Origin of the sequence: Virgibacillus phasianinus (assembly GCF_002216775.1) — a bacterium.
GTDB lineage: Bacteria > Bacillota > Bacilli > Bacillales > Amphibacillaceae > Virgibacillus_F > Virgibacillus_F phasianinus.
In genome coordinates this window covers 3,532,570-3,557,805 of the sequence record NZ_CP022315.1, presented here as the reverse complement: position 1 = coordinate 3,557,805, position 25,236 = coordinate 3,532,570, and the positions used below count along the sequence as shown (strand labels likewise).

At 39.9% G+C, this 25,236-nt stretch carries 22 protein-coding genes and 1 pseudogene; 22 read left to right on the top strand and 1 reads right to left on the bottom strand.

The window, feature by feature from the left end; translation table 11 throughout:
• The first annotated feature begins 242 nt into the window (after nt 1-242).
• The 13 genes from ilvD to ilvA all read left to right on the top strand — a co-directional run bounded on the left by ilvD (nt 243) and on the right by ilvA (nt 17,058).
• Nucleotides 243-1,931: a dihydroxy-acid dehydratase gene (gene ilvD / locus CFK37_RS17160; RefSeq protein WP_089063021.1), complete on the top strand. Its 1,689-nt coding sequence runs from the start codon at nt 243-245 to the stop codon at nt 1,929-1,931.
• A gap of 1,060 nt (nt 1,932-2,991) precedes the next feature.
• Nucleotides 2,992-4,197 (top strand): aspartate kinase, encoded by a 1,206-nt coding sequence (gene dapG / locus CFK37_RS17150; RefSeq protein ID WP_089063019.1) that lies wholly within the window; start codon nt 2,992-2,994, stop codon nt 4,195-4,197.
• 34 nt (nt 4,198-4,231) lie between these two features.
• A complete protein-coding gene (locus tag CFK37_RS17145) occupies nt 4,232-5,518 on the top strand; it encodes a homoserine dehydrogenase (RefSeq protein WP_089063018.1) in 1,287 nt (428 codons plus the stop codon).
• A complete protein-coding gene (gene thrC, locus CFK37_RS17140; protein WP_089063017.1) occupies nt 5,515-6,576 on the top strand; it encodes a threonine synthase in 1,062 nt (353 codons plus the stop codon). The genes CFK37_RS17145 and thrC overlap by 4 nt, the downstream gene beginning before the upstream one ends.
• A complete protein-coding gene (gene thrB, locus CFK37_RS17135; RefSeq protein ID WP_089063016.1) occupies nt 6,573-7,487 on the top strand; it encodes a homoserine kinase in 915 nt (304 codons plus the stop codon). The genes thrC and thrB overlap by 4 nt, the downstream gene beginning before the upstream one ends.
• Nucleotides 7,488-8,050: 563 nt before the next feature.
• Nucleotides 8,051-9,772: a biosynthetic-type acetolactate synthase large subunit gene (gene ilvB, locus CFK37_RS17130; RefSeq protein ID WP_089063015.1), complete on the top strand. Its 1,722-nt coding sequence runs from the start codon at nt 8,051-8,053 to the stop codon at nt 9,770-9,772.
• Nucleotides 9,769-10,287 carry an acetolactate synthase small subunit gene (ilvN, locus tag CFK37_RS17125; protein WP_089063014.1) on the top strand — a complete coding sequence of 173 codons (519 nt, stop codon included), beginning with the start codon at nt 9,769-9,771 and terminating at the stop codon, nt 10,285-10,287. The genes ilvB and ilvN overlap by 4 nt, the downstream gene beginning before the upstream one ends.
• A 27-nt stretch (nt 10,288-10,314) precedes the next feature.
• Nucleotides 10,315-11,349, top strand: coding sequence for a ketol-acid reductoisomerase (gene ilvC, locus CFK37_RS17120; protein ID WP_089063013.1), 1,035 nt, complete (start codon nt 10,315-10,317; stop codon nt 11,347-11,349).
• Nucleotides 11,336-12,880 carry a 2-isopropylmalate synthase gene (locus CFK37_RS17115; protein ID WP_089063012.1) on the top strand — a complete coding sequence of 515 codons (1,545 nt, stop codon included), beginning with the start codon at nt 11,336-11,338 and terminating at the stop codon, nt 12,878-12,880. Before ilvC ends, CFK37_RS17115 begins: the two co-directional genes overlap by 14 nt.
• 24 nt (nt 12,881-12,904) lie before the next feature.
• A complete protein-coding gene (gene leuB / locus CFK37_RS17110; RefSeq protein ID WP_089063011.1) occupies nt 12,905-14,011 on the top strand; it encodes a 3-isopropylmalate dehydrogenase in 1,107 nt (368 codons plus the stop codon).
• Nucleotides 14,012-14,030: 19 nt separating this feature from the next.
• The gene (gene leuC, locus CFK37_RS17105; protein WP_089063010.1) at nt 14,031-15,437 is read left to right on the top strand and encodes a 3-isopropylmalate dehydratase large subunit; all 1,407 of its coding nucleotides are present in this window, start codon (nt 14,031-14,033) and stop codon (nt 15,435-15,437) included.
• 13 nt (nt 15,438-15,450) lie between these two features.
• Nucleotides 15,451-16,029, top strand: coding sequence for a 3-isopropylmalate dehydratase small subunit (gene leuD, locus CFK37_RS17100; RefSeq protein WP_089063009.1), 579 nt, complete (start codon nt 15,451-15,453; stop codon nt 16,027-16,029).
• Nucleotides 16,030-16,113: 84 nt separating this feature from the next.
• On the top strand, nt 16,114-17,058 hold the full coding sequence (ilvA, locus tag CFK37_RS17095) for a threonine ammonia-lyase (protein WP_089063008.1): 945 nt from the start codon (nt 16,114-16,116) through the stop codon (nt 17,056-17,058).
• 185 nt (nt 17,059-17,243) lie between these two features.
• Here the strand turns inward: ilvA and CFK37_RS17090 are convergent, their stop codons facing one another.
• Entirely contained in the window at nt 17,244-18,020 is a 777-nt protein-coding gene (locus tag CFK37_RS17090) for a 2-keto-4-pentenoate hydratase (protein WP_089063007.1), read from the bottom strand.
• A 145-nt stretch (nt 18,021-18,165) separates the two neighbouring features.
• On the opposite strand from CFK37_RS17090, the gene CFK37_RS17085 reads away from it, so the two are divergent.
• The 9 genes and pseudogenes from CFK37_RS17085 to CFK37_RS17045 all read left to right on the top strand — a co-directional run bounded on the left by CFK37_RS17085 (nt 18,166) and on the right by CFK37_RS17045 (nt 25,151).
• Nucleotides 18,166-18,828 (top strand): HAD family hydrolase, encoded by a 663-nt coding sequence (locus CFK37_RS17085; protein ID WP_089063006.1) that lies wholly within the window; start codon nt 18,166-18,168, stop codon nt 18,826-18,828.
• 105 nt (nt 18,829-18,933) lie between these two features.
• Nucleotides 18,934-19,518 carry an L-rhamnose mutarotase gene (locus CFK37_RS17080; protein ID WP_089063005.1) on the top strand — a complete coding sequence of 195 codons (585 nt, stop codon included), beginning with the start codon at nt 18,934-18,936 and terminating at the stop codon, nt 19,516-19,518.
• A gap of 400 nt (nt 19,519-19,918) precedes the next feature.
• Nucleotides 19,919-20,581 (top strand): hypothetical protein, encoded by a 663-nt coding sequence (locus CFK37_RS17075; protein ID WP_089063004.1) that lies wholly within the window; start codon nt 19,919-19,921, stop codon nt 20,579-20,581.
• Nucleotides 20,582-20,725: 144 nt separating this feature from the next.
• A pseudogene (locus tag CFK37_RS17070) lies at nt 20,726-21,116 on the top strand (VOC family protein).
• A 4-nt stretch (nt 21,117-21,120) separates the two neighbouring features.
• On the top strand, nt 21,121-21,705 hold the full coding sequence (locus tag CFK37_RS17065) for a kinase (RefSeq protein ID WP_089063003.1): 585 nt from the start codon (nt 21,121-21,123) through the stop codon (nt 21,703-21,705).
• 12 nt (nt 21,706-21,717) lie between these two features.
• The gene (locus CFK37_RS17060; RefSeq protein WP_089063002.1) at nt 21,718-22,152 is read left to right on the top strand and encodes a GNAT family N-acetyltransferase; all 435 of its coding nucleotides are present in this window, start codon (nt 21,718-21,720) and stop codon (nt 22,150-22,152) included.
• Nucleotides 22,153-22,284: 132 nt separating this feature from the next.
• Nucleotides 22,285-23,046 (top strand): methyltransferase domain-containing protein, encoded by a 762-nt coding sequence (locus CFK37_RS17055; protein ID WP_089063702.1) that lies wholly within the window; start codon nt 22,285-22,287, stop codon nt 23,044-23,046.
• A 44-nt stretch (nt 23,047-23,090) separates the two neighbouring features.
• A complete protein-coding gene (locus CFK37_RS17050) occupies nt 23,091-23,513 on the top strand; it encodes a VOC family protein (RefSeq protein ID WP_089063001.1) in 423 nt (140 codons plus the stop codon).
• A 273-nt stretch (nt 23,514-23,786) separates the two neighbouring features.
• The gene (locus CFK37_RS17045) at nt 23,787-25,151 is read left to right on the top strand and encodes an MFS transporter (protein ID WP_089063000.1); all 1,365 of its coding nucleotides are present in this window, start codon (nt 23,787-23,789) and stop codon (nt 25,149-25,151) included.
• Nucleotides 25,152-25,236: the final 85 nt, after the last annotated feature.

Here is a 25,236-nt window from a genome sequence, read left to right as displayed (position 1 = left end):
ACCTTTCACCCTCCATTCAGTTTGTTAATAGGGCGAAAAGCTGTGTTAACTTGATTCTTTTCTAGTAATTTTTAATTAGCATAGCAAACCTGCATTTATTGTCAATATATTTTGAAATAGTTGAAAAAGGTGTAAACGCTTAACCAATTATGAGGACTGATTTTACTTTTTTAATAAAATAAATTCATTGAACAATGAGAAAATAAGTCATATAATAAGTCGAAAGAAAGGTGGTAAGCCAAATGAAAAAAGATTTACGTATAAAGAGTAAAGTTTTTAGTGAAGGTGCAATGAAGGCACCGAACCGTGCAATGCTTCGTGCAGTCGGTGTTTCTGATGATGACTTTCAGAAGCCGATGATTGGTATTGCCAGTACATGGAGTGAGGTTACGCCATGTAATATACATATTCATGACTTAGCTACTCATGCAAAGGAAGGCGCCAAGGAAGCTGGTGGCGTCCCGTTAATTTTTAATACGATTACGGTATCTGATGGAATTTCTATGGGCACCCAAGGGATGCGCTATTCTCTACCTAGTCGTGATGTGATTGCTGATTCAATTGAAACTGTTGTAAGTGCCGAAAATTTGGATGGATTTGTTGCAATCGGCGGCTGTGATAAAAATATACCTGGTTGTATGATTGCAATCGCAAATTCCGAAATTCCTTCCGTTTTTGTATATGGTGGTACGATTTCTCCTGGCTCACACAATGGTAAGGATATTGATATTGTGTCTGTATTTGAGGGCGTTGGCCAGCATAACAATGGTGACATAAATGATGGAGAATTAAGATCAATTGAGTGCAGTGCCTGTCCTGGTGCCGGATCATGCGGTGGTATGTACACAGCAAATACCATGGCATCCGCTGTTGAAGCAATGGGCATGAGCTTACCTGGCAGCTCATCTAACCCAGCGGAGGCAGGTAATAAAGAAAAAGATAGCGCTGCTGCTGGTAAAGCTGTTTACCGGTTGCTGGAAGAAGGAATTTACCCTAAAGATATTATGACAAAAGAAGCATTTGAAAATGCGATTACCGTTGTCATGGCACTAGGTGGATCAACAAATGCTATCTTGCATTTGCTGGCAATCGCCCACGCGATCGAAGTAGATTTGACAATAGAAGATTTTAATAGAATTCAAGAGAAGACCCCGCATCTTGCTGATTTAAAACCAAGCGGTAAATATGTAATGCGGGATTTACATCATGTTGGCGGAGTACAAGCTGTTATGAAACTGCTTTATGAAGCAGGTTACCTTCATGGAGATTGTTTAACAGTAACAGGTAAAACGGTGGCAGAAAACCTGGCTGAAGCACCATCACTGGAGGAAGGTCAAAAAGTAATCATGCCGTTTGATGATCCTAAACGGACGGATGGTCCACTAATTGTGCTAAAAGGGAATCTGTCCCCAACTGGCGCTGTAGCTAAGGTTTCTGGCGTTAAGGTAAAACGGCATACCGGTCCTGCGCGGGTATTTAATACGGAGAAAGAGGCTACTGCTGCTGTAATGGACAACAAAATTAATGATGGAGATGTAATCATCATTCGTTACGTTGGTCCAAAAGGCGGACCGGGAATGCCCGAAATGTTGTCAATTTCAAGCATCATTGTTGGAAAAGGAATGGACGAAAAAGTTGCATTGTTAACCGATGGCAGATTTTCCGGTGGAACACACGGTTTAGTCGTAGGACATATTTCGCCAGAAGCGCAAGATGGCGGTCCAATTGCCTTGGTAGAAGAGGGCGATCTGGTTACAATCGATTCCGACCAAAAGGAAATCTCTTTTGAAGTGTCAGAACAGGAGTTAGCAAATCGTCGCAAGGGATGGCAGGCGCCGCCGTTATACAAGAAAGGTGTACTAGGGAAATATGCACATAATGTTTCCTGTTCATCAAAAGGCGCGATAACAGACTACTTAAATAAAAACTAGAAAACATTATGAGGCTGGGACAAAAGTATTAATCCGAACTATGATTCAAAATTCTTCAATTAGGATTTTGTATTAGTTCGGATATTTTTTTGGCTGTTTTTGTAAATCTTACTTCTAATTTTCTATAAATTGTGACGTAACTATAGGAGTGTAAGTCCACCGCTGCTTAAAAAACACTGCGCTTTGCGTGGGCGGATGATGAGCCCGCGGAAAGCGCAGTATATTCAAGATGCGCTGATAGATCCACATATTCTGTTCTATATTTACCTTTTTCAGTGTCCTCGTGCGGCAGCGGAGCAGCTGAATCCGTGCCGCGGAAAACAACGGTCCGCAGCGGGAAACAACCCAGCACATACGTCGCAGTTTACATCAACTACGATGATATTGGCGACAAACTATGCGAATATTGCTTTGTAATAAAATTGTAATATATAGTTATTTTTACTGCTTACCTTATTGTATATACATTGTAACCGCATACAATAAATTTAGAGTTGTTAAAAGTATCGAAAAACTCAAAATACCTGTTGACCAATAGCCCAAAACGTTATATGATTGTCGGCAATATAATTTATTCCAATAGTCATGTAAATCAAAAAATAACATATGATTTAACGCGATGAAGGGAACCGAGGAACATTGGATGTATATACAGCGATCTAGGGTTGGTGGAAGCCTAGAAATACATGTGTTCTGATATCACCCCTGAGTGCCAGGTTGAACGGATTTTCCAATTAAACCTGGTCAGGTGCAAGTTTGTACCTGTTATCAAATCGGGCTGATTGTCAGCCTCCAAAGGTAGTATTCGCGAGGATGCTATGAACATGGGTGGTACCGTGAAAATAGACTTCTTTTCTCCCCTATAAATTCTGAATTCATGCAGATTTATGAGGAGTAAGGGGTCTTTTTTTACACTTGAACGAGTATAAACGAATAACAGGCAGGCTAATCTGATGACCTTCGTAATTTATGGAACCAGAAAGTTGTTAAAGACAGCTAGAGCATTTTTCTATGGATTGATGTTTAGTAAAAATAAATGGTTTTGAATTGAGGTGTGAAGATGACAATTTTAGTTCAGAAATTTGGGGGAACATCGTTACAAACACAAGCCAGTATTTCTAATGTGATTTCTCATGTCAAACATGCACTAGAAAGCAAACAAAAAATAGTTGTAGTTGTCTCAGCACTGGGACGTAAACCTGATCCGTACGCTACGGATACATTACTCGGTCTAATTAAACATTCTAATAATCGGGAAAAAGATATGCTGATGTCATGCGGTGAGATCATTGCTGGTGTAGTGTTATCGAATGAACTGCAAAATAATCAGGTTAAATCTATTGCACTTACTGGTGCACAAGCTGGTATTACGACCACAGCTGATTTTACACAAGCTGAGATTAAAAATATTAATACGCGGCGAATCCGAACCGAATTGGATAACCATGATGTGGTAGTAGTTGCTGGCTTTCAGGGGCAAACTTCTACTGGTGAAATTACAACGATTGGCAGGGGTGGCAGTGACACAACAGCAGCAGCTCTTGGAGTGGCACTTAATGCTGAAAAAGTTGAAATTTTCACAGATGTAAATGGCATCATGACTGCAGACCCCAGAATAGTTAAGACGGCAAGACAATTAAAAATTGTGTCCTATGCGGAAATTTGTAATTTAGCAAATCAGGGAGCAAAAGTGATTCATCCAAGAGCAGTAGAAATTGCTATGCGTGGGAATATCCCATTACATGTACGTTCGACTTACTCGGTTGAGAGTGGGACGTTGATAACGAATGCGGGGATAAAGGAAATACCAAGTCAGCTGATAACGGGAATTGCCCATGTGCCCAAACTAACCCAAATTAAAATTGTAAATAAAGAGGAAACTCATCAACATTCAGATGTTAATAAGATAATGGCAGAGGCTGGAATAAATGTTGATTTTTCTGCCATATCTGCAACTGAGTTACTGTTGACTATTCCAAATGTCCATACGGAAGCGGCAGTCGATTGTATTACAAATATGGACTTCCAGCCAAAGGTGGTTGAAAATTGTGCGAGGATATCGGTGGTTGGTGGAGGCATGACGGGTGCGATGAGTTCAGATGAACTTGTGCGGGTTCTCCTTGATAAAGGGATCGAGGTCTTGCAATCAGCTGTAAATCATACAGGCAATAGGGTATTAGTTCATGAAAAAGATTTAATGACTGCGGTTAATGTGCTGCATGATACATTCAATTTGAGTCAAACGCTGGAATCAGGTGTCAGATAACACTTGAACTACTAAAAAGAATGGGGTTGAGAACATGAAAAAAAATATATCTGTCGGTCTTTTAGGCTTAGGAACAGTTGGAACCGGTGTTTTTCAGCTTATTGAAAAACACCAGGAGGAGCTTGTTCACAAACTAGGTTGTGGAGTGTCTATAAAAAGTATTTTGGTTTGCGATTTAGAAAAAGCGCGCGAAGTTGCGGTAAATCCTACATATCTTACTACCAACCCCGAAGATGTTATCAATCACCCGGAAATTGATGTGATAATCGAGGTAATGGGTGGTATTGATGAAACTCGTCAACATATCTTAAAGGCATTAAAAGCAAGAAAACATGTTGTAACAGCCAACAAAGACTTAATGGCACTACACGGAACTGAGCTGCAAAAAGCAGCATATCAAAATGGTTGTGATCTGTTCTATGAAGCTAGTGTTGCTGGTGGAATACCAATCGTGCGGGGAATTGCGGATGGACTTGTGTCAGATCGAATTCAAAAAGTGATGGGAATTGTTAATGGAACTACGAACTATATTCTAACAAAAATGGATGATGAGAGAGTTTCTTATCAGGATGCATTGAAGGAGGCTCAGGAACTAGGATTTGCCGAGGCAGACCCAACAGCAGATGTTGGTGGTTTGGATGCCGCACGTAAAATGGCGATATTAGCAAGACTTGCATTTTCAACTTCCGTAGATTTAGAAGATGTGGAAGTATGCGGAATTGAAAATGTAGCATTAAAGGATTTGCAGCTTGGAAAACAACTGGGCCTGACAATGAAACTAGTAGGTTTCACACATTTCCAAGACGGTCAAGTGGAAGTGAGCGTAGAACCTACCTTTCTATCCAATGTTCATCCACTTGCATCGGTTAAAAATGAAAATAATGCTGTATATGTGAACGGTGAGGCTGTTGGGGAAACAATGTTTTATGGACCTGGGGCTGGCGGTCTGCCAACAGCAACTGCGATAATGTCAGATGTGGTCGCTGTTATTAAAAATATGTTGTTGGACATAAGCGGACGACAGTTTATTCCGCCCCGTTTTGAAAAGGTACTGAAAACTCCTGATCAACGAGGCGGGAACTATTATTTTAGACTTCATGTAGAAGATAAGGTTGATACATTTACGTCTATATCAGCTATATTTAATCACCTGGCTATTGGCATTGAACGGATTTTACAAACCCCCGGGGATGAGATTGTTGTAGTAACGCATGAAGCAACCCTGGAAAAAGTAAGAAATGTAATTACTAGATTACAGGAGGCTGATGTTGTAAAAGATGTAAAAAGTTATTTTCGGATTGAAGGAGTTGTTCGTAAATGAATTGGCAAGGAATAATCAAACATTATGGCACATATTTACCTGTTACCAAAGAGACACCGGCGCTAACCCTTCACGAGGGAAACACGCCATTAATCTATTTTTCCCATTTATCAGATCAACTGGGAGTGGAACTTTACGGCAAAGTGGAAGGTGCAAACCCGACTGGTTCTTTTAAGGACAGAGGAATGGTGATGGCAGTTGCAAAAGCAGCGGAGGCGGGAAGTACTTCTGTTATCTGCGCGTCAACTGGGAATACATCAGCTTCGGCGGCCGCCTATGCCGCCAAAGCAGGAATGCGGGCAATTATTGTGATTCCAAAGGGGAAGGTAGCCCTAGGAAAACTAGCCCAGGCAAAAATGTATGGTGCTGAAATTGTAGAGATTGATGGCAATTTTGATGATGCTTTAAAAATGGTGCGAAAGTTAAGTGAGAAAACCGCAGTTACCTTGGTGAATTCCGTTAATCCTTATCGATTGGAAGGACAAAAGACGGCTGCATTTGAAGTGTGCGAACAGCTGGGCTCAGCGCCCGATATTCTTGCTATTCCGGTTGGCAATGCAGGGAATATCAGTGCATATTGGAAAGGCTTTAAGGAATATCATGATAGAAAGAAGTCGGGCCTGCCTAAAATGTTTGGTTTTGAAGCAGAGGGTGCGGCAGCAATTGTGAAAAATAAGGTTATTACGAACCCTGAAACAGTTGCTACAGCGATTCGAATTGGCAATCCAGCAAGTTGGGATCTGGCAGTGGCGGCAAGGGACGAATCAAACGGAAAAATTAATGCTGTATCAGAAAATGAAATTACGAACGGCTTCCAGCTTTTGGCACGTAAGGAAGGTATATTTGCCGAGCCTGGATCCTGTGCTTCAATTGCCGGGCTCATCCAGCAATGCAAGGAAGGAACCATTGCTCCCGGCAGCAAAGTTGTCGCGGTCTTGACAGGGAATGGTTTGAAGGATCCGCAGACAGCAATAGACCAGGTTAGTGTCGAACCTGTGTCGCTTCCAAATGATGGAGAAAAAGTCATGGCCTATCTATCAGATATGGTGACAACATGAAACAGTTCAGAATCACTGTCCCAGCAAGCTCTGCAAACATGGGCCCAGGATTTGATTCAATAGGACTAGCACTAAATCGCCGTTTGACGTTATTTGTCAAAGAACAAGGCAACTGGGAGATTAAGAATAACTCCGAGTTTTTGTCTCCGGTAACAAATTATGAAGATAACTTTATTTATCAAATTGCAAAACAGACAGCTGAACGGCATAGAAAAATTCTGCCTGAATGTAAAATAACCGTTGACAGTGATATACCGTTAGCACGGGGGCTTGGCAGCAGTGCCTCCGCGGTAATGGCAGGGGTTGAATTGGCGAATCAACTATGTAATCTAGCCTTGACCAATGAGCAAAAGCTGCAATACGGCACTGACTACGAGGGACATCCAGATAATGTGGCGCCTGCCTTATTTGGCGGGATTGTGATAACCGCAATATCAAATAATGAAATTGAATATGTTCAGATCCCTGCTCCTGGTTTAGATGTGGTGGCCTATATCCCAAGTGTTGAGCTCAAAACTGAAACAGCGCGGCGCGTTCTTCCAGACAGTTTGTCGAGAAAAAGTGCGGCAGCTGCAAGTGCGACCAGTAATCTGATGCTTGCGTCTTTGTTGACTGGAAACTACCGACTGGCTGGTACTATGATGGAATGTGATTTGTTTCACGAACCATATAGAGCGGAGTTAATTCCGAATTACCAATCCATTAAGCGGGAGGCTAAAAAAGCTGAGGCATATGGGACAGTAATTAGTGGTGCCGGTCCAACAATGATTTCCTTCATCGCCAAAGGACTAGGTGAAAGGCTAGCAAAATACATGAGCTCAAAATTTCCGGATTACGAAGTAGCCACATTAAATATCGATCAGGACGGATTACAAGTTGATCAACAGGTGCACTCGATAAAAAGTTTATGACAGATTTAGGTAGGACTTTTTATAATAAATTGTGTAATAAAATTGTAATATAAAGTTTATTTTTAAAATTTCCTTAATATATAAACGTTGTAAACGCATACAATTATTTAGACTTATTTAAAGTATCAAAAAACTTTTAAAAAGCTATTGACCTAGTGCCAAAAACGTTATATGATTGTCGGCAATATCAATTATCTTAATCTTTAAAACAAAGATAAGGAATAACTCGATGACGGGAATAAAGGAACATGATTTGATGTATTTACAGAGATCTAGGGTTGCTGGAAGCCTAGAAATACATATTGTTCTGACATCATCCCTGAGTGCCAAGTTGAACGTTAATTTAGTAGATTTGGCCAGGTGCATTTAAGTTATGTACCTGTTATCAAAGTAGGCTGTTTAATTAGCCTTACAAGGCAGTATTCTGAAAGGATGCTGCAAAAATGGGTGGTACCGTGAAAAGATGACTCTTTTCTCCCCTATAATTCTGACATTATGCAGATTTATGGGGAGCGAAGGGTCTTTTTTAATTCAAACAATCCAAATAGAGGAGGTATGTAGTAGTGAAGGTTGAGGCAAAACATGAGATTGAACGTACGAAAGAATTGAGGACGGGGTCCGATTTATTAATTGAAACACTGGTTGATGCTGAAGTTGATACGTTATTTGGCTACCCGGGTGGAGCTGTGTTACCGATTTATGACGCATTATATCGCAGTAAAGCTCCCTTTGAACATGTGCTTTCCCGTCATGAACAGGGTTCCATTCATGCAGCGGAAGGTTATGCACGGGTTACCGGAAAACCGGGTGTTGTACTTGCAACTTCGGGTCCTGGGGCAACGAATCTGATTACCGGAATTACAGACGCGATGATGGATTCATTGCCACTTATTATATTTACAGGTCAGGTTGCTGACAGTGTGATTGGAACGGATGCTTTTCAAGAAGCGGATGTGATGGGAATCACTACACCAATTACAAAAAACAATTATCAAGTGAAAGACATAGCTGACCTGCCACGAATAGTAAACGAAGCATTTCATGTTGCTTCAACAGGGCGCCCGGGTCCAGTGGTTGTGGATATTCCAAAGAATGTTTCCGCTGGGATTAGCTTAGAGAAATACAGTAAGGATTTTCATTTACCAGGGTATCAACCAACAAAATCCCCTAATCCATTACAGATTGTTAAACTTGCTGATGCCTTAAGTCGTTCAAAGCGGCCACTACTACTAGCAGGTGCAGGGGTTATAACTGCTAAAGCGTCAGCAGAATTAAAAGAATTTGCTGAAAGGTATCAACTGCCTGTAGCTAACACGTTACTCGGGCTTGGAAGTTTTCCAGGTACCCATTCCCTTTCTTTGGGGATGGCGGGGATGCATGGAACATATGCAGCAAATATGGGCATTTATGAGTGTGATTTATTAATAAACATTGGGGCAAGATTCGATGATCGGTTAACAGGTAACCTTGAACATTTTGCACCTAATGCGAAAGTTGCCCATATCGATATTGACCCAGCGGAAATTGGGAAAAACATTTCCACCGACATTCCTGTTGTTGCAGACGCTAAGGAAGCATTAAAAGCATTATTAGCACGCTCAACCAGCATGCCAGACCATAAAATGTGGAAGGAACTACTGCAGAATAATAAAACAAATTTTCCGTTCTGGTATGAAAGGTCAAATGAACTTGTTTCACCACAGTGGCTGTTAGAACAAATTTATAGTGTATCTAAAGGAGAGGCGATTGTAACAACAGACGTCGGACAGCATCAAATGTGGACAGCGCAATATTATCCATTTGATCGACCTAATCGCTGGGTAACATCTGGAGGACTTGGAACAATGGGCTTTGGTTTTCCAGCTGCAATCGGTGCCCAAATCGGAGCTCCTGACGATCTGGTTGTGGCTGTGGTCGGTGATGGAGGATTTCAAATGACGTTACAGGAATTGTCGGTCATTAAAGAAAGAAATCTGCCAGTAAAAATTGTAATTGTTAATAATCAGGCGCTTGGAATGGTGCGACAATGGCAGGAGAGCTTTTATGAAGAAAGATATTCCGAATCACTTCTTCCGAAAAATCCAGATTTTGTAAAGCTTGCGGAAAGCTATGGAATTCACGGATTAAAGGTTGATCGGGAAGATGAAGTAGTCGAAACATTCACAGATGTATTTTCTTATGATGGACCTGTAGTAGTTGATTGCCGAGTAGTTAAACTAGCATGTGTTTATCCATTTATTGCTCCTGGAAAAGGGATCCATGAAATGATAGGGGTGACAAAATGAAACGAATAATAACCGCAACAGTTCAAGATCGAAGCGGTGTTCTCAACCGGATAACAGGAATGCTGCATAAACGGCAATTCAATATCGATAGTATTTCTGTTGGCACTTCAGAAACAGAAGGACTCTCTAAAATGACATTCGTTGTAGAGATTGGTGATCATCAAAAACTCGAACAGCTGACAAAACAATTAAATAAACAAATAGATGTAATTAAAGTATCTGATATAACGGATAAGGCTATCGTCGCAAGAGAATTAGCACTAATCAAGGTAGGTGGCAGTGGTCACTTACATGCGGAGATTCAAGGGATTATCGCACCATTTCGGGCATCTGTCATTGATGTCAGCAGGGACAGCTTAACCATACAGGTAACTGGGAAGCCGGATAAGGTCGAAGCCTTAGTTTCACTGCTCAGGCCGTATGGTATAAAAGAACTCACTAAAACCGGTGTGACAGCATTTTTACGAGGGCAACAGCCAAAACAGGTAACAGAGATAAATTCTTTTACTATATAAATTAAATAAATAGAGAGGAAGATAATTATGTCAAAAGTACTTTATGAAAAAGATATTCAAAAAGAGGTATTACAAGGTAAGAAAGTCGCTATTGTAGGGTATGGTTCACAGGGGCATGCACATGCATTGAATCTTCGCGAAAGTGGATACGATGTAGTTGTTGGGCTAAGACCTGGTAAGTCACAGGAAAAAGCAGAAGAGGATGGATTCACTGTACTATCGGTGGCTGAAGCAGCAAGTCTCGCAGATGTTGTGATGGTACTACTTCCAGATGAACTCCAACCTAAGGTCTATCATGAAAGCATTGAACAAAATCTGGAAGCGGGAAATGCAATCGCTTTTGCCCATGGTTTTAATATCCATTTTAATCAAATCGTTCCTCCATCAGATGTGGATGTATTTATCGTAGCTCCAAAAGGACCAGGACATTTGGTACGGAGAACATACGAAGAGGGAGCGGGAGTTCCAGCTTTGTATGGTGTGTTTCAGGATGTTACTGGAAACGCCACGCAGCTAGCACTTGCTTATTCACAAGGAATTGGTGCTGCTAGGGCAGGTGTACTTGAAACTAGTTTCCAAGAAGAAACGGAAACAGATTTGTTTGGTGAGCAAGCGGTATTATGCGGCGGGGTTACAAGTTTAATTAAGGCAGGATTTGAAACATTAACAGAAGCTGGTTATCAACCAGAAGTTGCTTATTTTGAATGTATGCATGAAATGAAATTAATTGTTGATTTGCTGTATGAAGGCGGATTGGAAAACATGCGCTATTCAATTTCAGATACAGCACAATGGGGAGATTTTGTATCCGGACCACGTGTAATCAACGACGAAACTAAAGAAAGAATGAAGGAAGTACTTGCGGACGTGCAATCAGGTGAATTTGCAAAAGGATGGATCCTTGAAAATCAAGCTAACCGCCCTAAATTCAATGCGACTAATGCTAAAGAAAATCAACATGCAATTGAAAAAGTAGGAAGGGAGTTACGTGAGTTAATGCCTTTTGTAAAACAATCATTAAAATCTAAACAAAAGGATGTGAACGTACATGTCTCAAATTAAGATTTTCGATACAACATTGAGAGACGGTGAGCAATCACCAGGGGTTAATCTAAATCAACTAGAAAAATTGGAAATCGCTAAGCAGCTAGAACGCTTTGGTGTTGACAGAATGGAGGCTGGGTTTCCCAGTTCTTCCAAAGGTGACTTTAATGCTGTGAAAATGATCGCGGATACCATTAAAGATACGTCCGTTACGGGATTAGCTAGGACGGTAAAGTCGGATGTCGATACTGCTTGGGAAGCTTTGAAAGGTGCTGCAGAGCCATGTTTACATCTTTTTCTGGCAACATCACCGATTCACATGACATATAAGCTGAAAAAGACTCCAGAGGAAGTTATCGATACCGCGGTCGAAATGGTTTCGTATGCGAGACAGAAATTTCCGCAGGTAGAATGGTCTGCGGAGGATGCCTCCCGGTCGGACTGGAGCTTTTTGGCACAAATTATCGAACGCGTCATTGATGCAGGAGCAACAGTCATTAATTTGCCTGATACTGTGGGATATACGACGCCACTAGAGTACGGGAAATTATTTAAATTCATTAAAGAAACCGTACCGAATATTGACCGCGTTAATCTTTCTTGCCACTGCCATAACGATCTTGGCATGGCAGTAGCGAATTCGCTCGCGGCAGTGGAAAATGGTGCAACACAGGTTGAAGGAACAATAAATGGCATAGGTGAACGAGCTGGGAATGCTGCGATTGAGGAATTAGCGGTAGCATTGAAGATTCGTTCCGACCATTACCCATATTACACGAGGCTTCAACTAAATGAGATTAAACGAACAAGTGACCTTGTAGCAAAATTGACTGGTATGTATGTGCAGTCAAACAAAGCAGTCGTAGGGAAAAATGCATTTGCCCACGAATCAGGTATTCATCAGGACGGGGTTTTAAAGCACGCTTCCACATACGAAATTATCACGCCGGAAATGGTAGGTGTGGGTTCAAACACATTATTCCTTGGAAAGCATTCAGGACGGCATGCATTTAAGGATAAAGTAAAAGAGCTTGGCTACGAACTTCCTGATGAAAAATTAAAAGAAGCGTTTAATCTATTTAAAGAATTAACAGACCATAAAAAAGAGGTTACAGATAACGATTTATTTACGTTATTAACGGAAATTCAAACTGATACAGCTGCCGTTGACCGCTATCAAATGGAAATGTTCCAGGTACAGTACGGATCAGCTAATATACCGACGGCAACTGTGCTGTTAAAAACGCCGGATGGGGAATCGGTGCAGGCAGCTCGTACAGGACAGGGAAGTGTCGAAGCTTTATACAAAACGCTAGATTCATTAATTGAGGAAAATTTGCAGTTAACAGATTACCAGCTTAAATCTGTTGGTCGTGGAAAAGATGCGCTTGCTGAATCCCATGTTCAACTCGTGGTTAACAACGAAACAATGAATGGTCGAGGATCTGCACAGGATGTAATTGAAGCATCAGCAAATGCGTTTTTAGATGCAGTAAATCGGTACATTGTGCATCAGAAAACATCTATTAAGAAAGAAGTAGTCAAATAACAAAATAAATGAGGAGGGGAGATCATGAATAAACAAATTATTCTGCTTCCAGGTGATGGTGTTGGTAAGGAAATAATGGAATCGGCAAAACTTGTATTGAATACAGTGGCAAGTGAATTTGGCCATAGCTTTACATTTCATCAGCATGCTATCGGTGGCGACGCTATTGATCAGGCAGGTTCACCGTTACCGGAAGATACCATTAAAGCATGTCAGAATGGGGATGCCATTCTTTTAGGGGCTGTAGGGGGGAAGAAATGGGACTCCCTTCCAGCACATATGAGACCGGAAAAAGGATTGCTTGGAATCAGGAAAACGTTAGGGTTGTTTGCTAATTTGCGTCCCGTAAAAGGCTTTACTCCTTTGCTGCATGCATCACCATTGAAAGAGGATGTGATCAAAGGCAGCGACATATTAATCATTCGCGAATTAACAGGCGGGCTGTATTTTGGTAAGCCGAGTGAACGTCGCGAGGGTGGTAATGTTGTTGTCGACACGCTTCATTATCAACGCGAAGAAATGGAGCGAATTATTGATAAAGCCTTCCAAAGTGCAAGATTAAGAAATAATCATCTGACATCTGTAGATAAGGCAAACGTTCTGGAATCAAGTCGAATGTGGCGTGAAATTGTTGAGGATAAGAGCAAGGACTACCCGGATGTTACAGTAGAACACTTACTAGTTGATGCCGCAGCAATGAAACTAGTAACTAAGCCCAATAGTTTCGATGTAATTGTAACGGAAAACTTATTTGGTGATATTTTAAGTGATGAGGCCTCTGTGCTTACAGGATCTCTTGGAATGCTGCCTTCAGCTAGTATTCGGTCTGATGGTGTAGGGCTATATGAGCCGGTTCACGGCTCTGCGCCTGATATAGCTGGAAAAGGGATTGCAAATCCACTGGGTATGATTCTTTCTGCGGCGATGATGCTGCGCCACTCATTCGGCCTAGAAGAAGAAGCAGCGGAAATTGAAGAGGCCGTTCACAGTAGCCTTGACCAGGGATATCATACGCCTGATCTGCATATAAAGGGTGGAAAGCAAGTCGGCACAAAAGAAATGACAGAACTTGTAGTGGAAAATTTAACTACGAAAAGCGTGTCAAACAGTATTTGCAGTATGTATGTATAGAAACTGGAGGTGAGAAAAAATGGCAAAACCGCAAACAATCGTTGATAAAGTATGGAATAAACATATTGTTCATAAAGAAGATGGAAGACCAGATTTAATTTATATTGACTTGCATTTAGTTCATGAGGTAACCTCTCCACAGGCTTTTGAGGGGTTACGCTTAAATAATCGAAAAGTACGAAGGCCGGATTTAACGTATGCCACGATGGACCATAATGTTCCAACCAGAAATCGGGATGCGATGAAAGATGAAATTGCGAAAAAGCAAATGAATACGCTGAAAGATAATTGTGAAGAAAATGGGATTACCTTAGCAGATATGTATCATCCCGATCAAGGAATTGTTCATGTAATCGGTCCAGAGCTTGGGCTGACACAGCCGGGTAAGACAATTGTCTGTGGCGATAGTCATACCTCCACCCATGGTGCGTTTGGGGCACTGGCATTTGGAATAGGTACGAGTGAGGTGGAGCACGTACTGGCTACCCAAACCATCTGGCAGGAGCAACCCAAAACCATGAATGTGCAGGTGGAAGGAGACTTAGGTCCAGGAGTTACAGCAAAAGATTTAATTTTAGCCATTATTGCTAAGTTTGGTGTTCGTTTTGGAACAGGATATGTCATTGAGTATACGGGCGATGCAATTCGAAAATTATCAATGGAAGAGCGAATGACGGTATGCAATATGTCAATCGAAGCAGGAGCAAGAGCTGGTTTGATAAGCCCTGATGAAAAAACAATCGAATTTCTGCGAGGAAAAGAATATGTACCTGCTGGAGAAGCATTTACCGATCTGGCTGAACAATGGTTAGGTCTTGCTACCGACGATGGGGCTATTTATGATAAAACGGTCACAATTACCGCTAAAGAAATAGAACCACAGGTTTCCTGGGGAACGAACCCCGGCATGTGTGTACCAATTAGTGGTACAACTCCAGATTTAAGTAAGGTTGAATACAGGGAAGATATTGAACGGGCCTTGGAATATATGGGATTAACGGAGAATCAGCCAATTACATCAATCGAAATTGATCATGTATTTATTGGATCCTGCACCAATTCCAGATTGAGTGATTTGCAAAAAGCAGCGGCAATTGTTAAAGGAAAAAAGGTCAACAACAATGTGCGGGCAATTGTCGTGCCCGGATCATTCAGTATTAAAATGCAGGCCGAAAAAGAAGGGCTGGATTCAATTTTTATAGAAGCTGGCTTTGAGTGGCGAGAAGCTGGATGCAGTATGTGTTTAGCGATGAATGATGACATTGTTCCCCCTGGTGGAAGATGTGCATCAACATCCAATCGTAACTTTGAGGGACGCCAAGGAAATGGAGCCAGGACACATCTGGTAAGTCCTGAAATGGGGGCTGCTGCTGCTTTGGAAGGACGTTTTGTTGATGTCCGCAGTTATACAGGCGTAGCAAATTAGGAGGTAATAAGTCATGGAAGCCATTACAAAACATACCGGACTTGTATATCCATTGAATAGAACTAACGTTGACACTGACCAAATAATCCCTAAACAGTTTTTAAAACGAATCGAGCGAACTGGATTTGGTCAATTTCTATTTTATCATTGGCGATTTGACAATGAAGGAAATGTACGAACAGATTTTGGGTTGAATAACAAGGTATATCAAGATGCATCAGTATTATTGGCAGGAGAAAATTTTGGATGTGGTTCCTCCAGGGAACATGCGCCATGGGCGTTACTGGATTATGGGTTCCGGGTGATTATTGCTCCAAGTTTTGCCGATATTTTTTATAATAATGCACTGAAAAATGGGATTGTCCCTATTCAAATGGAATACAAGCAACTGGAAGAATGGATGCAGCAGGCGGAGGAATCAAAGTTAACCCTAACCATTGATTTGGAAAGCCAGTATATTACCGATTCCGATCAAAAAAAGATTCACTTTGATATCCCTGCCTATCACAAACAAAAATTAGTAAATGGATGGGACGAAATAGCGTTGACACTGCAACATCAAGATAAAATTGATGCATTTGAAAATGCTTAAATTGTTATTTTTAACCGATCTGTATAAAACAAGGAGAGTGAATTCATTGGGGATTGCTTAACAGGTGAAACGGTTCATACGGCGATGGAACGTTTGAAGCCTATTGTTCACCGTACACCACTAATTACATCAACAACAACAAACAAATTGGTTGGAAAACATGTTTACTTTAAAATGGAGAATCAGCAAAAAACTGGTGCATTTAAATATAGAGGTGCAAGCTTTAAACTAATGCAATTATCAAATGAGGAATTACAAAAAGGAGTGATTACTGCTTCTGCGGGTAATCATGCACAAGGTGTAGCACATGCAGCAGCACAACTGGGTGCCAAAGCAACTATATTTATGGCGGAGTCGACACCATCAACAAAGGTAAGTGCAACGAGAAGTTATGGTGCTGATGTTGTTCTTATAGGAAAAAGCTTTCAGGAAGCATACGAGGCCTCTTTGAAAAGACAAATGCAAAGCGGAGCAACTTATATCCATCCATTTGATGATTATGATGTGATGGCCGGACAAGGCACGATTGCTATGGAAATGTTAAGACAAGAAGATCGGATGGACACCATTATTGTACCAATTGGTGGCGGCGGCCTAATTAGTGGCATAGCTGTTGCAGCAAAACATGTCAACCGCAAGATGAAGGTAATCGGTGTTCAGGCGAGTGGAGCATCAGCTATGTATGAAAGTTATCATCACAATAAAGTGAAACATCTTAATACTGTATCAACTATAGCTGAAGGGATTGCGGTCAAGCAGCCTGGTAAACACACATTGCCACTGATTCGAAACTATGTTGATGATATTCTAACGGTAACGGATGAAGAAATTGCAACGGCTATTATTTATATGCTGGAGCGAAACAAGACATTGATGGAGGGGGCAGGCGCTGCAGCGTTAGCGGCGCTGATCTCCCACAATCAAAAAATAAAATCAAGGCATTGCGGTATTATTGTCAGTGGCGGAAACATGGATATAGATGCACTTCCAAAGATCCAGCAGCTGGCAAGACGTACACATACAGCATAACTGATTTTATCAAGGGATTCTCTTAATCACCTAATTGTGGTTAAGAGAATCCTATTTGTTTCTCAAGGCTATTTTTTTCTGGAAGATTGTTGTTTTTGACACAAAACTTATAAACTGCGAAGTACCAGTGACGTGATTTCCACTGCGGCATTCGCTTTCCTTGAGCTATGCGGAAAATGTCTTTTTTAAACAACCTGAAGGCTTACTTCTCCCACGTTTTCGTAGTGTACATGATAGGTTCCTTCTTTCAATACCTTTGGCAAAATAAACGTACCAGAAGATATTACCATTCCTTTTCTGATAGCTTGACCAGTTTTAGCCAGTTCCTCAATAAGCCATTCTATTGCATGGACAGGATTTCCCAGTACTTCAGTTGATGATCCCTCAGCAATGATCTCATCATCTAATTGCAATGTACCGTGAATATTTCCTAATTGCTCAAAGCTCAATCCCTGAACAAATTCACCGATAACCACGGAACCGGCAACAGCACTGTCAGCAATAACCTGACCGAAACTTAGATTTGGAAACCAGTCGGTAAAGCGTGAGTCCGGAATTTCCAGACCTGGTGCTATCCGCATTTTTTGTAAAATACTTTCCGCATTGTCTTGGGTCGATAAGTCTTCATTTGCAATAAACATTAATTCAGCTTCAAGTAAAGGCGAGAGCATCGACTCAAGTTTAATTGTCCCGTTTGAAAGACTTGTTTGCGTGAGTGCACCATAAAGAGGTGTAGTAGAATGAAATAATTCCTGTGTTTCCTCACTTGTCAAACTAATTTTGTAACCGATTAGCTTGTCCTTGTTTAGTTTTGCCTTTTTATCCGTTACTTTTCGCTGAATTTCATAGGCGTCTGTTTTACTGATGTTCTTCGGTACACTTTCCTTTGAAATTGGCTGCTTAAGGTCATAAGCATTGTATAAAATTTCGATCGGGGTGGACAGCTTTGTATTTGTCTCCATCGTGAAGCACCTCGTTCCTTAAATTTGTTATATTAATATTAACAGATGATTTGACAGTTTGTAAGTTTTCAGACCTTTCTGAGTGAAACAATCTACTTATAAAATTTTATGGTAAACTATTAATGAAATGATGGGGTGGGTATTAGTGATTAAAGCAGTTATATTTGACCTGGATGGAACGTTGTTAAACCGGGATTCCTCAGTACAAAGATTTATAGAAAATCAATATGATCGATTAAATAAGTGGTTGGGACATATTTCAAAAAGTGCATATACAGCGCGATTTATAGAGTTAGATTGCAGGGGTTATGTTTGGAAGGATGAGGTTTACAGACAGTTGGTAAAAGAATTCAATGTAAAAGGGATTACCTGGAAATCCTTGCTAAAAGACTATATGAAGGAATTTAGCTATAACTGTGTTCCATTTCCCAATCTAGCTAGGATGTTAAAAGCAATACAAAATAAGTCAATTCGTATTGGATTGATAACGAATGGGCGTGGTCAATTTCAAATGGATAACATTGAAGCATTGGGAATAGGGAAGTATTTTGATAAGATACTGATTTCTGAATGGGAAGGTATAAAAAAACCCAACCCAGACATCTTTATCAGGGCGTTAAATCAACTTCATGTGTCACCAAACGAGGCGATGTACGTTGGTGATCATCCAGATAACGATATTAAAGCTGCTCGGAGTATAGGTATGACAGGAGTATGGAAGGGGAATCCGTATTGGAATAGTGTTGATGCTGATTTTGTAATAAATGATTTGATAGAATTATCGCTGCTAATTCGCATGAGCCCGTGAACGGAAATGATGAATAATAACTATATATTTTTATCCTATATAATAGGAAGAAAAAATTAAAAGTAGCTTATAATCTATCTATTAATATCAAGTTAGGGGCATTTTATGAAAAATTCATTGACAATGAGAACGGAAGCATCGTATTCTTTAAACTTTTTAATCTACATACAAAACATTTATTTTAATCATTGCCTCAATCGGGAAGAGGAGTATAAATTCCCTTATTTTCCACAACAAACCATAGCATTCAAAGAAGAATTTGAATTGAACTATCGGAAGTTGTGGCATCAGGTTGCAAAAAGAATAGCCAAGCATCATATAAACGATCCAAAAATTTTCTATAAAGAAAAGGATATTATCTTCCAAGAATTGTTCATAACTAGTGATGAGAGCTTGAAAAAGTACGAAGATTTGTATCATACCTTCAAAGTGTGGTGGGATAGCTTTGCAGGGCGTTTTTCAATAGAAAGGTCCACAGATGAAAGAGGGCAAAAGTTGTACTGGGAGTTAGCAAAGTTATTAGAACAAAATGGAAAAGAACCAGAGAAAGAATTAAATATCAGTATCATTTATGATGAATATTTATTTAGTGAAATACAGAAATACTCCTATTTCAATATAGTTCCAATAAATGATTTCTATGTGAATTACAGAGAGTTACCGAAGAAATTACTGGAGAGTGTGGATTAATTGTGGAGCTTTTCTAAAGATGACAAAAGGGTGAAGGTATGGGGAAACTTCAAACGGGTATTAAACTGGCAGTTGGGGCAGGAGAGTACAATAATAATCCTGGCTGCATACTCAGGAAAAGGAACTGAATTTATTGGACGAAGACACTTGGAAGAACAAATTTGAAAAGATGGTGTTATTTTTCGTTCAAAAAAATATGATACAAAAAATCAAGGATAAGCTTCAATTTCCATCGTTGATAATTGATGCAGTAAAGTAATATAAAAGCGCATTGGCAGCATTGTTGTCGATGGCGTTTTTTAATTTGTAGTCCCCGTGCCAAAAGGTCACCAAAATATGTGTACCCAAATTCAGGAAATAGTAATAAAGTACTAATATAACAAAGGAGGAGATAAAAGATATGGGGAGAGTAAAATCGGTTAAATTTTGGGGAATAGTGGCAGGGATGGTAATATTGGTTGCTTTGGCTTTCAGCATAGGTTCTGACAGTGCAAAAGCAACTGTTGAGGGTGAAAAACTAAAATATGATGAGATTATCTCGAAAATTGAAAGAGCAAAAGCTGATTTAAAAACGAATGAGGAAGAACTAAAGAAAAGTGAAGCGGCTTTTAAGAAACAAGAGGAAATACTTGAAAATAAACGTACAGAAGTGGATGAAGCTATAGCATTAGTTCAGACCCGGGACCAGCTGAATAATAAAGTTGAGGATTTAAAGACTGAAGTCAGTGGTTTGAAGACTGATCAGGATAAAATAAAGGCAGACATAAAATTGAAACAAAAAGAGTTAGATGAAGTGACAAATGCAGTTAAGAAGAAAAAAGAAGATCCTGTTGAGTTGATGGCTGGTCAATATGTAGTTGGAAAAGATGTGCCGGGGGGGAGATATCAGGTTACAAATGTTGGGCGAGGAACGAATTTCTTTGTATATGATAGCAGAGGGTACCCAACCGTCAATACCATTTTAGGCAACGACAGTATTGGTTCTGGAGATTATGTATTTTTCACAACAGAAGGGGATACGATTGAAACGTTAGGCAAAGTAAAACTAATCCCTGTAGAGTAATTATCTTATGTTTATAAAAGTTTATTAAAAAAGCAGGGCATACCCTCTGCTTTTTTAATTTTCAGCACGCTACAAACAGGAAATTACCTATATTTGTCGAATAAAGTAAGTAATCTAGAATAAATGAATGGGGTGGACTTCTTATTGATTTTCGAAATGACTACACAAGTACGCGTAACGGATATTGAAGCGGGCCAGGAGTGGTACCAGAAATTGTTTGAAAAAGAACCAGATTTTATCCCTCATGAGGGATTCACGGAATGGGAGATTATCCCGGGCTGCTGGCTGCAGGTTGCTGAAGGAAATCCAACAGAAGGTAATGGCCCATTACGAATTGGCGTAACAGATATAGAAAAAAGAACGGAATCGGATCATACAAGAATTAGAGGTTGAAAACTTTGATATCCATTCAAGGAAAGAAGTACCAGTGAAATGGGGAACTTTTACAGATCCTTGGGGGAATCGGCTTGGATTCTTTGAGTATATAAATAAGGAAGAACAAGCTGATCGAATTAATTTGATTTTAGGAAGCTGATGGAATGGAAGAACAAATAATTGAGATAATTTCAAAGAATCTTTTGAAAGAGAGGTTTATTCTTGGCATTGATGTATTAAGCCGCTCAGGTAAAACAACGCTTGTTGCAAAGGTAAGTTCCATTTTGAAATCTGAGAATATTCCTTTTCGTATCATTCATATTGATGATCAAATTGTTGAACGTAAGAAAAGATACAATACCGGTCATAAAGAATGGGTGGAGTACTACCAGCTTCAATGGGATGTAATTTGGCTCCAGGATCATCTTTTCAAAAAAATAAAGAAATCTAATGAAATTACACTCCCTTTTTATAAGGATAAAACTGATTCACATGTTTGCAGGCAATTAGATGTTCCAAGGAATTGCATTATACTAATCGAAGGTGTCTTCCTGCAGCGTAAAGAGTGGCGTGGTTATTTTGATTATGTTGTATTTTTGGACTGTCCTCGAAACAAGCGTTTTATACGTGAAAGTGAACTAGCACAAAAGGAAATGGAAAAATTTCAAAATAGATATTGGAAAGCGGAAAATTATTATATGGAAACAGTAGATCCTGTAGGGCAGGCTAATTTGGTTATCAGTAGTTAGGGGGAAGTCATTTTGGACAGTTTAACTATTAAGGAACTTCAATCACGTGAAGAAATTATTGCTGCATTTCCCGTTATTAATCAGCTGCGAACGCATTTAGATGAAAACTCTTATCTTGAACTGGTGATGGATGCACGTGACAGGGACATGTACCAGATGGCAGCTTTATATGAAGACAACGAAATTGTTGCAGTTGCCGGTTTTAAACCAATGATTACCCTCTATTATGGCAGATTTGTTTGGGTATGTGATTTGGTAACAGACGCTAATCAGCGTTCGAAAGGATATGGTGAAAAACTGTTAACCTACATACATGATTGGGCAAAAGAAAATAATTATCAAAGTGTTGCACTGTCTTCTGGACTGCAGCGATCAGATGCACATCGTTTTTATGAAGAAAAGATGCATTATGAAAAGGTGAGCTATGTGTTTAAAAATAAGTTTTAGAATAGGAGAGGAGAAATGTTAAATGAATGCCTATGAACACGATATATAACAACGTGCAACTCCCATAAGGGGACCTCCATGTTGGAGATAGATATGGCTACTATCAAAACATATCAATTGGAGGGAAATTATATGACACATGATAAATTGTTTTTTGATTATTTAAAAGAAGTAAATCAACGTTTCGAGGGATGGGATTTCTCATATATTTTTGAAACAGGGCGTTTGGGAAGTGAATTACTTTCCTGGTCCTATGGAAGTATGGTGAAGCCACTTATCCAGAACGCTCACTCAATGCTGGATATGGGTACAGGCGGTGGCGAGTTTTTGTCCAAGCTGCAGCCTTATCCGGACTTTATTTGTGCAACGGAAGCGTACAAGCCAAATATTCCAATAGCGAAGCATTGTCTGGAGCCTTTAGGAGTTCATGTTTTTCCTATTGAAGAAGATGCGAATCTTCCATTTAAAAATGATAAGTTTGATTTGATTACTAATAAACATGATGCCTATTCACCTAAGGAATTAAGAAGGATTATTTCTGATGGTGGCATATTTCTAACCCAGCAAGTTGGTGGCTTAAATGATGCTGGTATTAATGAAGGTTTGGGTGTTCCTGTAAATGACGAATTCATAGACTGGAACCTGGAACTTGCTATGAAGGAGCTTACTGAGAATTCATTTGAGGTCAATTATAGGAAGGAAGAGTTTCCAATAGAACGTTTCTATGATGTTGGTGCTTTGGTGTATTATTTAGGGGCAATCCCGTGGCAGGTGCCAGATTTCAGCATTGATAAATATGAACAACAACTATACAACATACATGAACAGATTCAATCAGTGGGATATTTTGATGTGAAACAGCATCGATTTATCATTCGTGCGAAAGCTGTTTAGTTGGTAAAATGAAGAAAGTAAAAAAATAAAAAGAGGTGCATGTTATGATAGCAGGTATTTATCCTTATGTAGTGACTAATGGCAATGGACAAGAGGCAATTAAATTTTATGAAAAAGCATTAGATGCGGAGGTTTTAAATGTTCAAACCTTTGCCGATATGCCTGGGGATTCGAATCTTCCAGATGATGCCGAGGATCTCGTGTTAAATGCACATTTGAAAGTGGGTAATACGGATTTAATGGTATCAGACACATTTCCCGGACAACCCTATCAGCTTGGATCACAAGTAACAATTGCGATTACCATAACAGATGCTGAAAAATCAAAAGCAGTATTTGATAAATTGCAAGAAGGTGGAGAAGTTGGTATGCCTTTGCAGGAAACTTTTTGGAGTCCGGCATATGGACAGGTTACTGACAAGTTTGGTGTAACATGGCAGGTTTCTACGGATATTGAAAATAAATAGTCTTCTTGGCACCATTTTACCCAACGTAGAATGGTGCTTAATTTTGACAAATCATGCGAGAGGGAGGCGAACTCGGGAGGGAAGCATTCAGACTCGGGCGATATGGGAGGGAAGCAAGTAGACCCAAGGGAGGCACTATCGAACTCTGGCGGGAACACAACAAACTCAGGAGACAGGAATCCCAATCTGTTTCCCTACAAGCAAAATCCTTTAGAATAGTCTCCTACTAGCATATGATTAATCTAGTAATAAATCTTACATATTGGTGATAACATGAGAAAGAAACCCTGGATACTTATTTTAACAATTGGGCTTGGTACATTGCTGAACCCATTAAATTCGTCAATGATATCTGTTGCCTTGACCAGGCTTCAGCATGAATTTACCTTAACCTTTGCAGATGCTTCTTGGCTAATATCAATTTTCTATATTTTTAGTGCAGCTGCACAACCGGTTATGGGTAAATTAAGTGACATGTTTGGTCCGAAGAAACTTTTTATGATCGGGCTGATTTTAGTCGCAGCAGCCTCTTTATTAGCACCATTTTCACCGAATTATTTTTTCCTGCTTGGCTGCCGGGCACTTCAGGCGATTGGCAGTTCGGCATTGTTTCCTAGTGGAATGAGCATGGTTCGAAAGAGTATAACGAAGGGGCAGGCAAAGGCATTAGCCACGCTTTCTATTTTTGCGACGACTTCCGCTGCTTTTGGTCCTTCAATAGGTGGGTTTTTAATTGCATCGTGGGATTGGCAGGCAATCTTTATTGCAAATATCCCATTTATCATTTTATCTTTCGTGCTGGCAATTTTTATTTTGCCTAATGCGGGTCAGGGAAAAGTTGAATTAAGGCGTATTGATTTTGGGGGAATTGCACTGTTCATAATCTCCATGGTTGGACTTATTTTATTTTTATTATCATTAGGTGACAACGTACGCTGGTTGTCATTGGGTATCTTTATCACGGCAACAATTATTTTTTACTTTTATGAGACAAAACGCAAGGAGCCCTTTATCGATTTGGCATCGTTAAAGGAGAATCATCATGTATCCTTCATATATTTGCAGTTCATGAGTATTAATTTAATTTATTATTGTTATTTTTATGGTTTTCCAATACTTTTATTGCAGATTTTACATTATAATGAACGGGAAACAGGGTTGATTATGCTGAGCTTGGCTGGTTTTGGGGTAATTGTTGCCCCTCTTGCGGGAAGACTGATTGACAGATATGGTTCCAAGCCGCCGCTTGTTATTGGAGCAAGCTTTCTTACGGTTGGAACTGCATTGTTATTGACGTATGATGAAGGGTCTCCTTTATTATGGTTACTAATCATCATGGGTGTTCTTGGCATGAGCAATGGATTTAATAACATTTCTATGCAAACCGCGCTTTATGATCATGTTAAGCCTGAGGAAACCGGGTCAGCATCAGGTCTTTTTCAAACCAGTCGTTACTTGGGATCCATCCTATCATCAAGCTTGCTTGGAATAGTATTTACCGGGCAATTAGACTTCGAACACCTTCATTTGGTTTCAATGGTTTGCCTTTTGATTTGTGTAATTGTGTTTGGTTTAGCATTAAGACTTCCAGGTAGGACAAAAGTCTCAAAAATTTCTAACAAAAAAATGAAAGATTAAACATGCCTATGTTACACTTATAACATGATAATTATATAAAAGGCTGTTTTCGCATAGTTTGTTAGTAAAATCACGCAGTTGATAT

Bases quoted from the DNA above. Each gene is read 5' to 3' on its own strand.
- ilvD (WP_089063021.1), top strand. From the start codon at position 243: ATGAAAAAAGATTTACGTATAAAGAGTAAAGTTTTTAGTGAAGGTGCA.
- dapG (WP_089063019.1), top strand. From the start codon at position 2,992: ATGACAATTTTAGTTCAGAAATTTGGGGGAACATCGTTACAAACACAA.
- CFK37_RS17145 (WP_089063018.1), top strand. From the start codon at position 4,232: ATGAAAAAAAATATATCTGTCGGTCTTTTAGGCTTAGGAACAGTTGGA.
- thrC (WP_089063017.1), top strand. From the start codon at position 5,515: ATGAATTGGCAAGGAATAATCAAACATTATGGCACATATTTACCTGTT.
- thrB (WP_089063016.1), top strand. From the start codon at position 6,573: ATGAAACAGTTCAGAATCACTGTCCCAGCAAGCTCTGCAAACATGGGC.
- ilvN (WP_089063014.1), top strand. From the start codon at position 9,769: ATGAAACGAATAATAACCGCAACAGTTCAAGATCGAAGCGGTGTTCTC.
- ilvC (WP_089063013.1), top strand. From the start codon at position 10,315: ATGTCAAAAGTACTTTATGAAAAAGATATTCAAAAAGAGGTATTACAA.
- CFK37_RS17115 (WP_089063012.1), top strand. From the start codon at position 11,336: ATGTCTCAAATTAAGATTTTCGATACAACATTGAGAGACGGTGAGCAA.
- leuB (WP_089063011.1), top strand. From the start codon at position 12,905: ATGAATAAACAAATTATTCTGCTTCCAGGTGATGGTGTTGGTAAGGAA.
- leuC (WP_089063010.1), top strand. From the start codon at position 14,031: ATGGCAAAACCGCAAACAATCGTTGATAAAGTATGGAATAAACATATT.
- leuD (WP_089063009.1), top strand. From the start codon at position 15,451: ATGGAAGCCATTACAAAACATACCGGACTTGTATATCCATTGAATAGA.
- ilvA (WP_089063008.1), top strand. From the start codon at position 16,114: ATGGAACGTTTGAAGCCTATTGTTCACCGTACACCACTAATTACATCA.
- CFK37_RS17090 (WP_089063007.1), bottom strand. From the start codon at position 18,020: ATGGAGACAAATACAAAGCTGTCCACCCCGATCGAAATTTTATACAAT.
- CFK37_RS17080 (WP_089063005.1), top strand. From the start codon at position 18,934: ATGAAAAATTCATTGACAATGAGAACGGAAGCATCGTATTCTTTAAAC.
- CFK37_RS17075 (WP_089063004.1), top strand. From the start codon at position 19,919: ATGGGGAGAGTAAAATCGGTTAAATTTTGGGGAATAGTGGCAGGGATG.
- CFK37_RS17065 (WP_089063003.1), top strand. From the start codon at position 21,121: ATGGAAGAACAAATAATTGAGATAATTTCAAAGAATCTTTTGAAAGAG.
- CFK37_RS17055 (WP_089063702.1), top strand. From the start codon at position 22,285: ATGACACATGATAAATTGTTTTTTGATTATTTAAAAGAAGTAAATCAA.
- CFK37_RS17050 (WP_089063001.1), top strand. From the start codon at position 23,091: ATGATAGCAGGTATTTATCCTTATGTAGTGACTAATGGCAATGGACAA.
- CFK37_RS17045 (WP_089063000.1), top strand. From the start codon at position 23,787: ATGAGAAAGAAACCCTGGATACTTATTTTAACAATTGGGCTTGGTACA.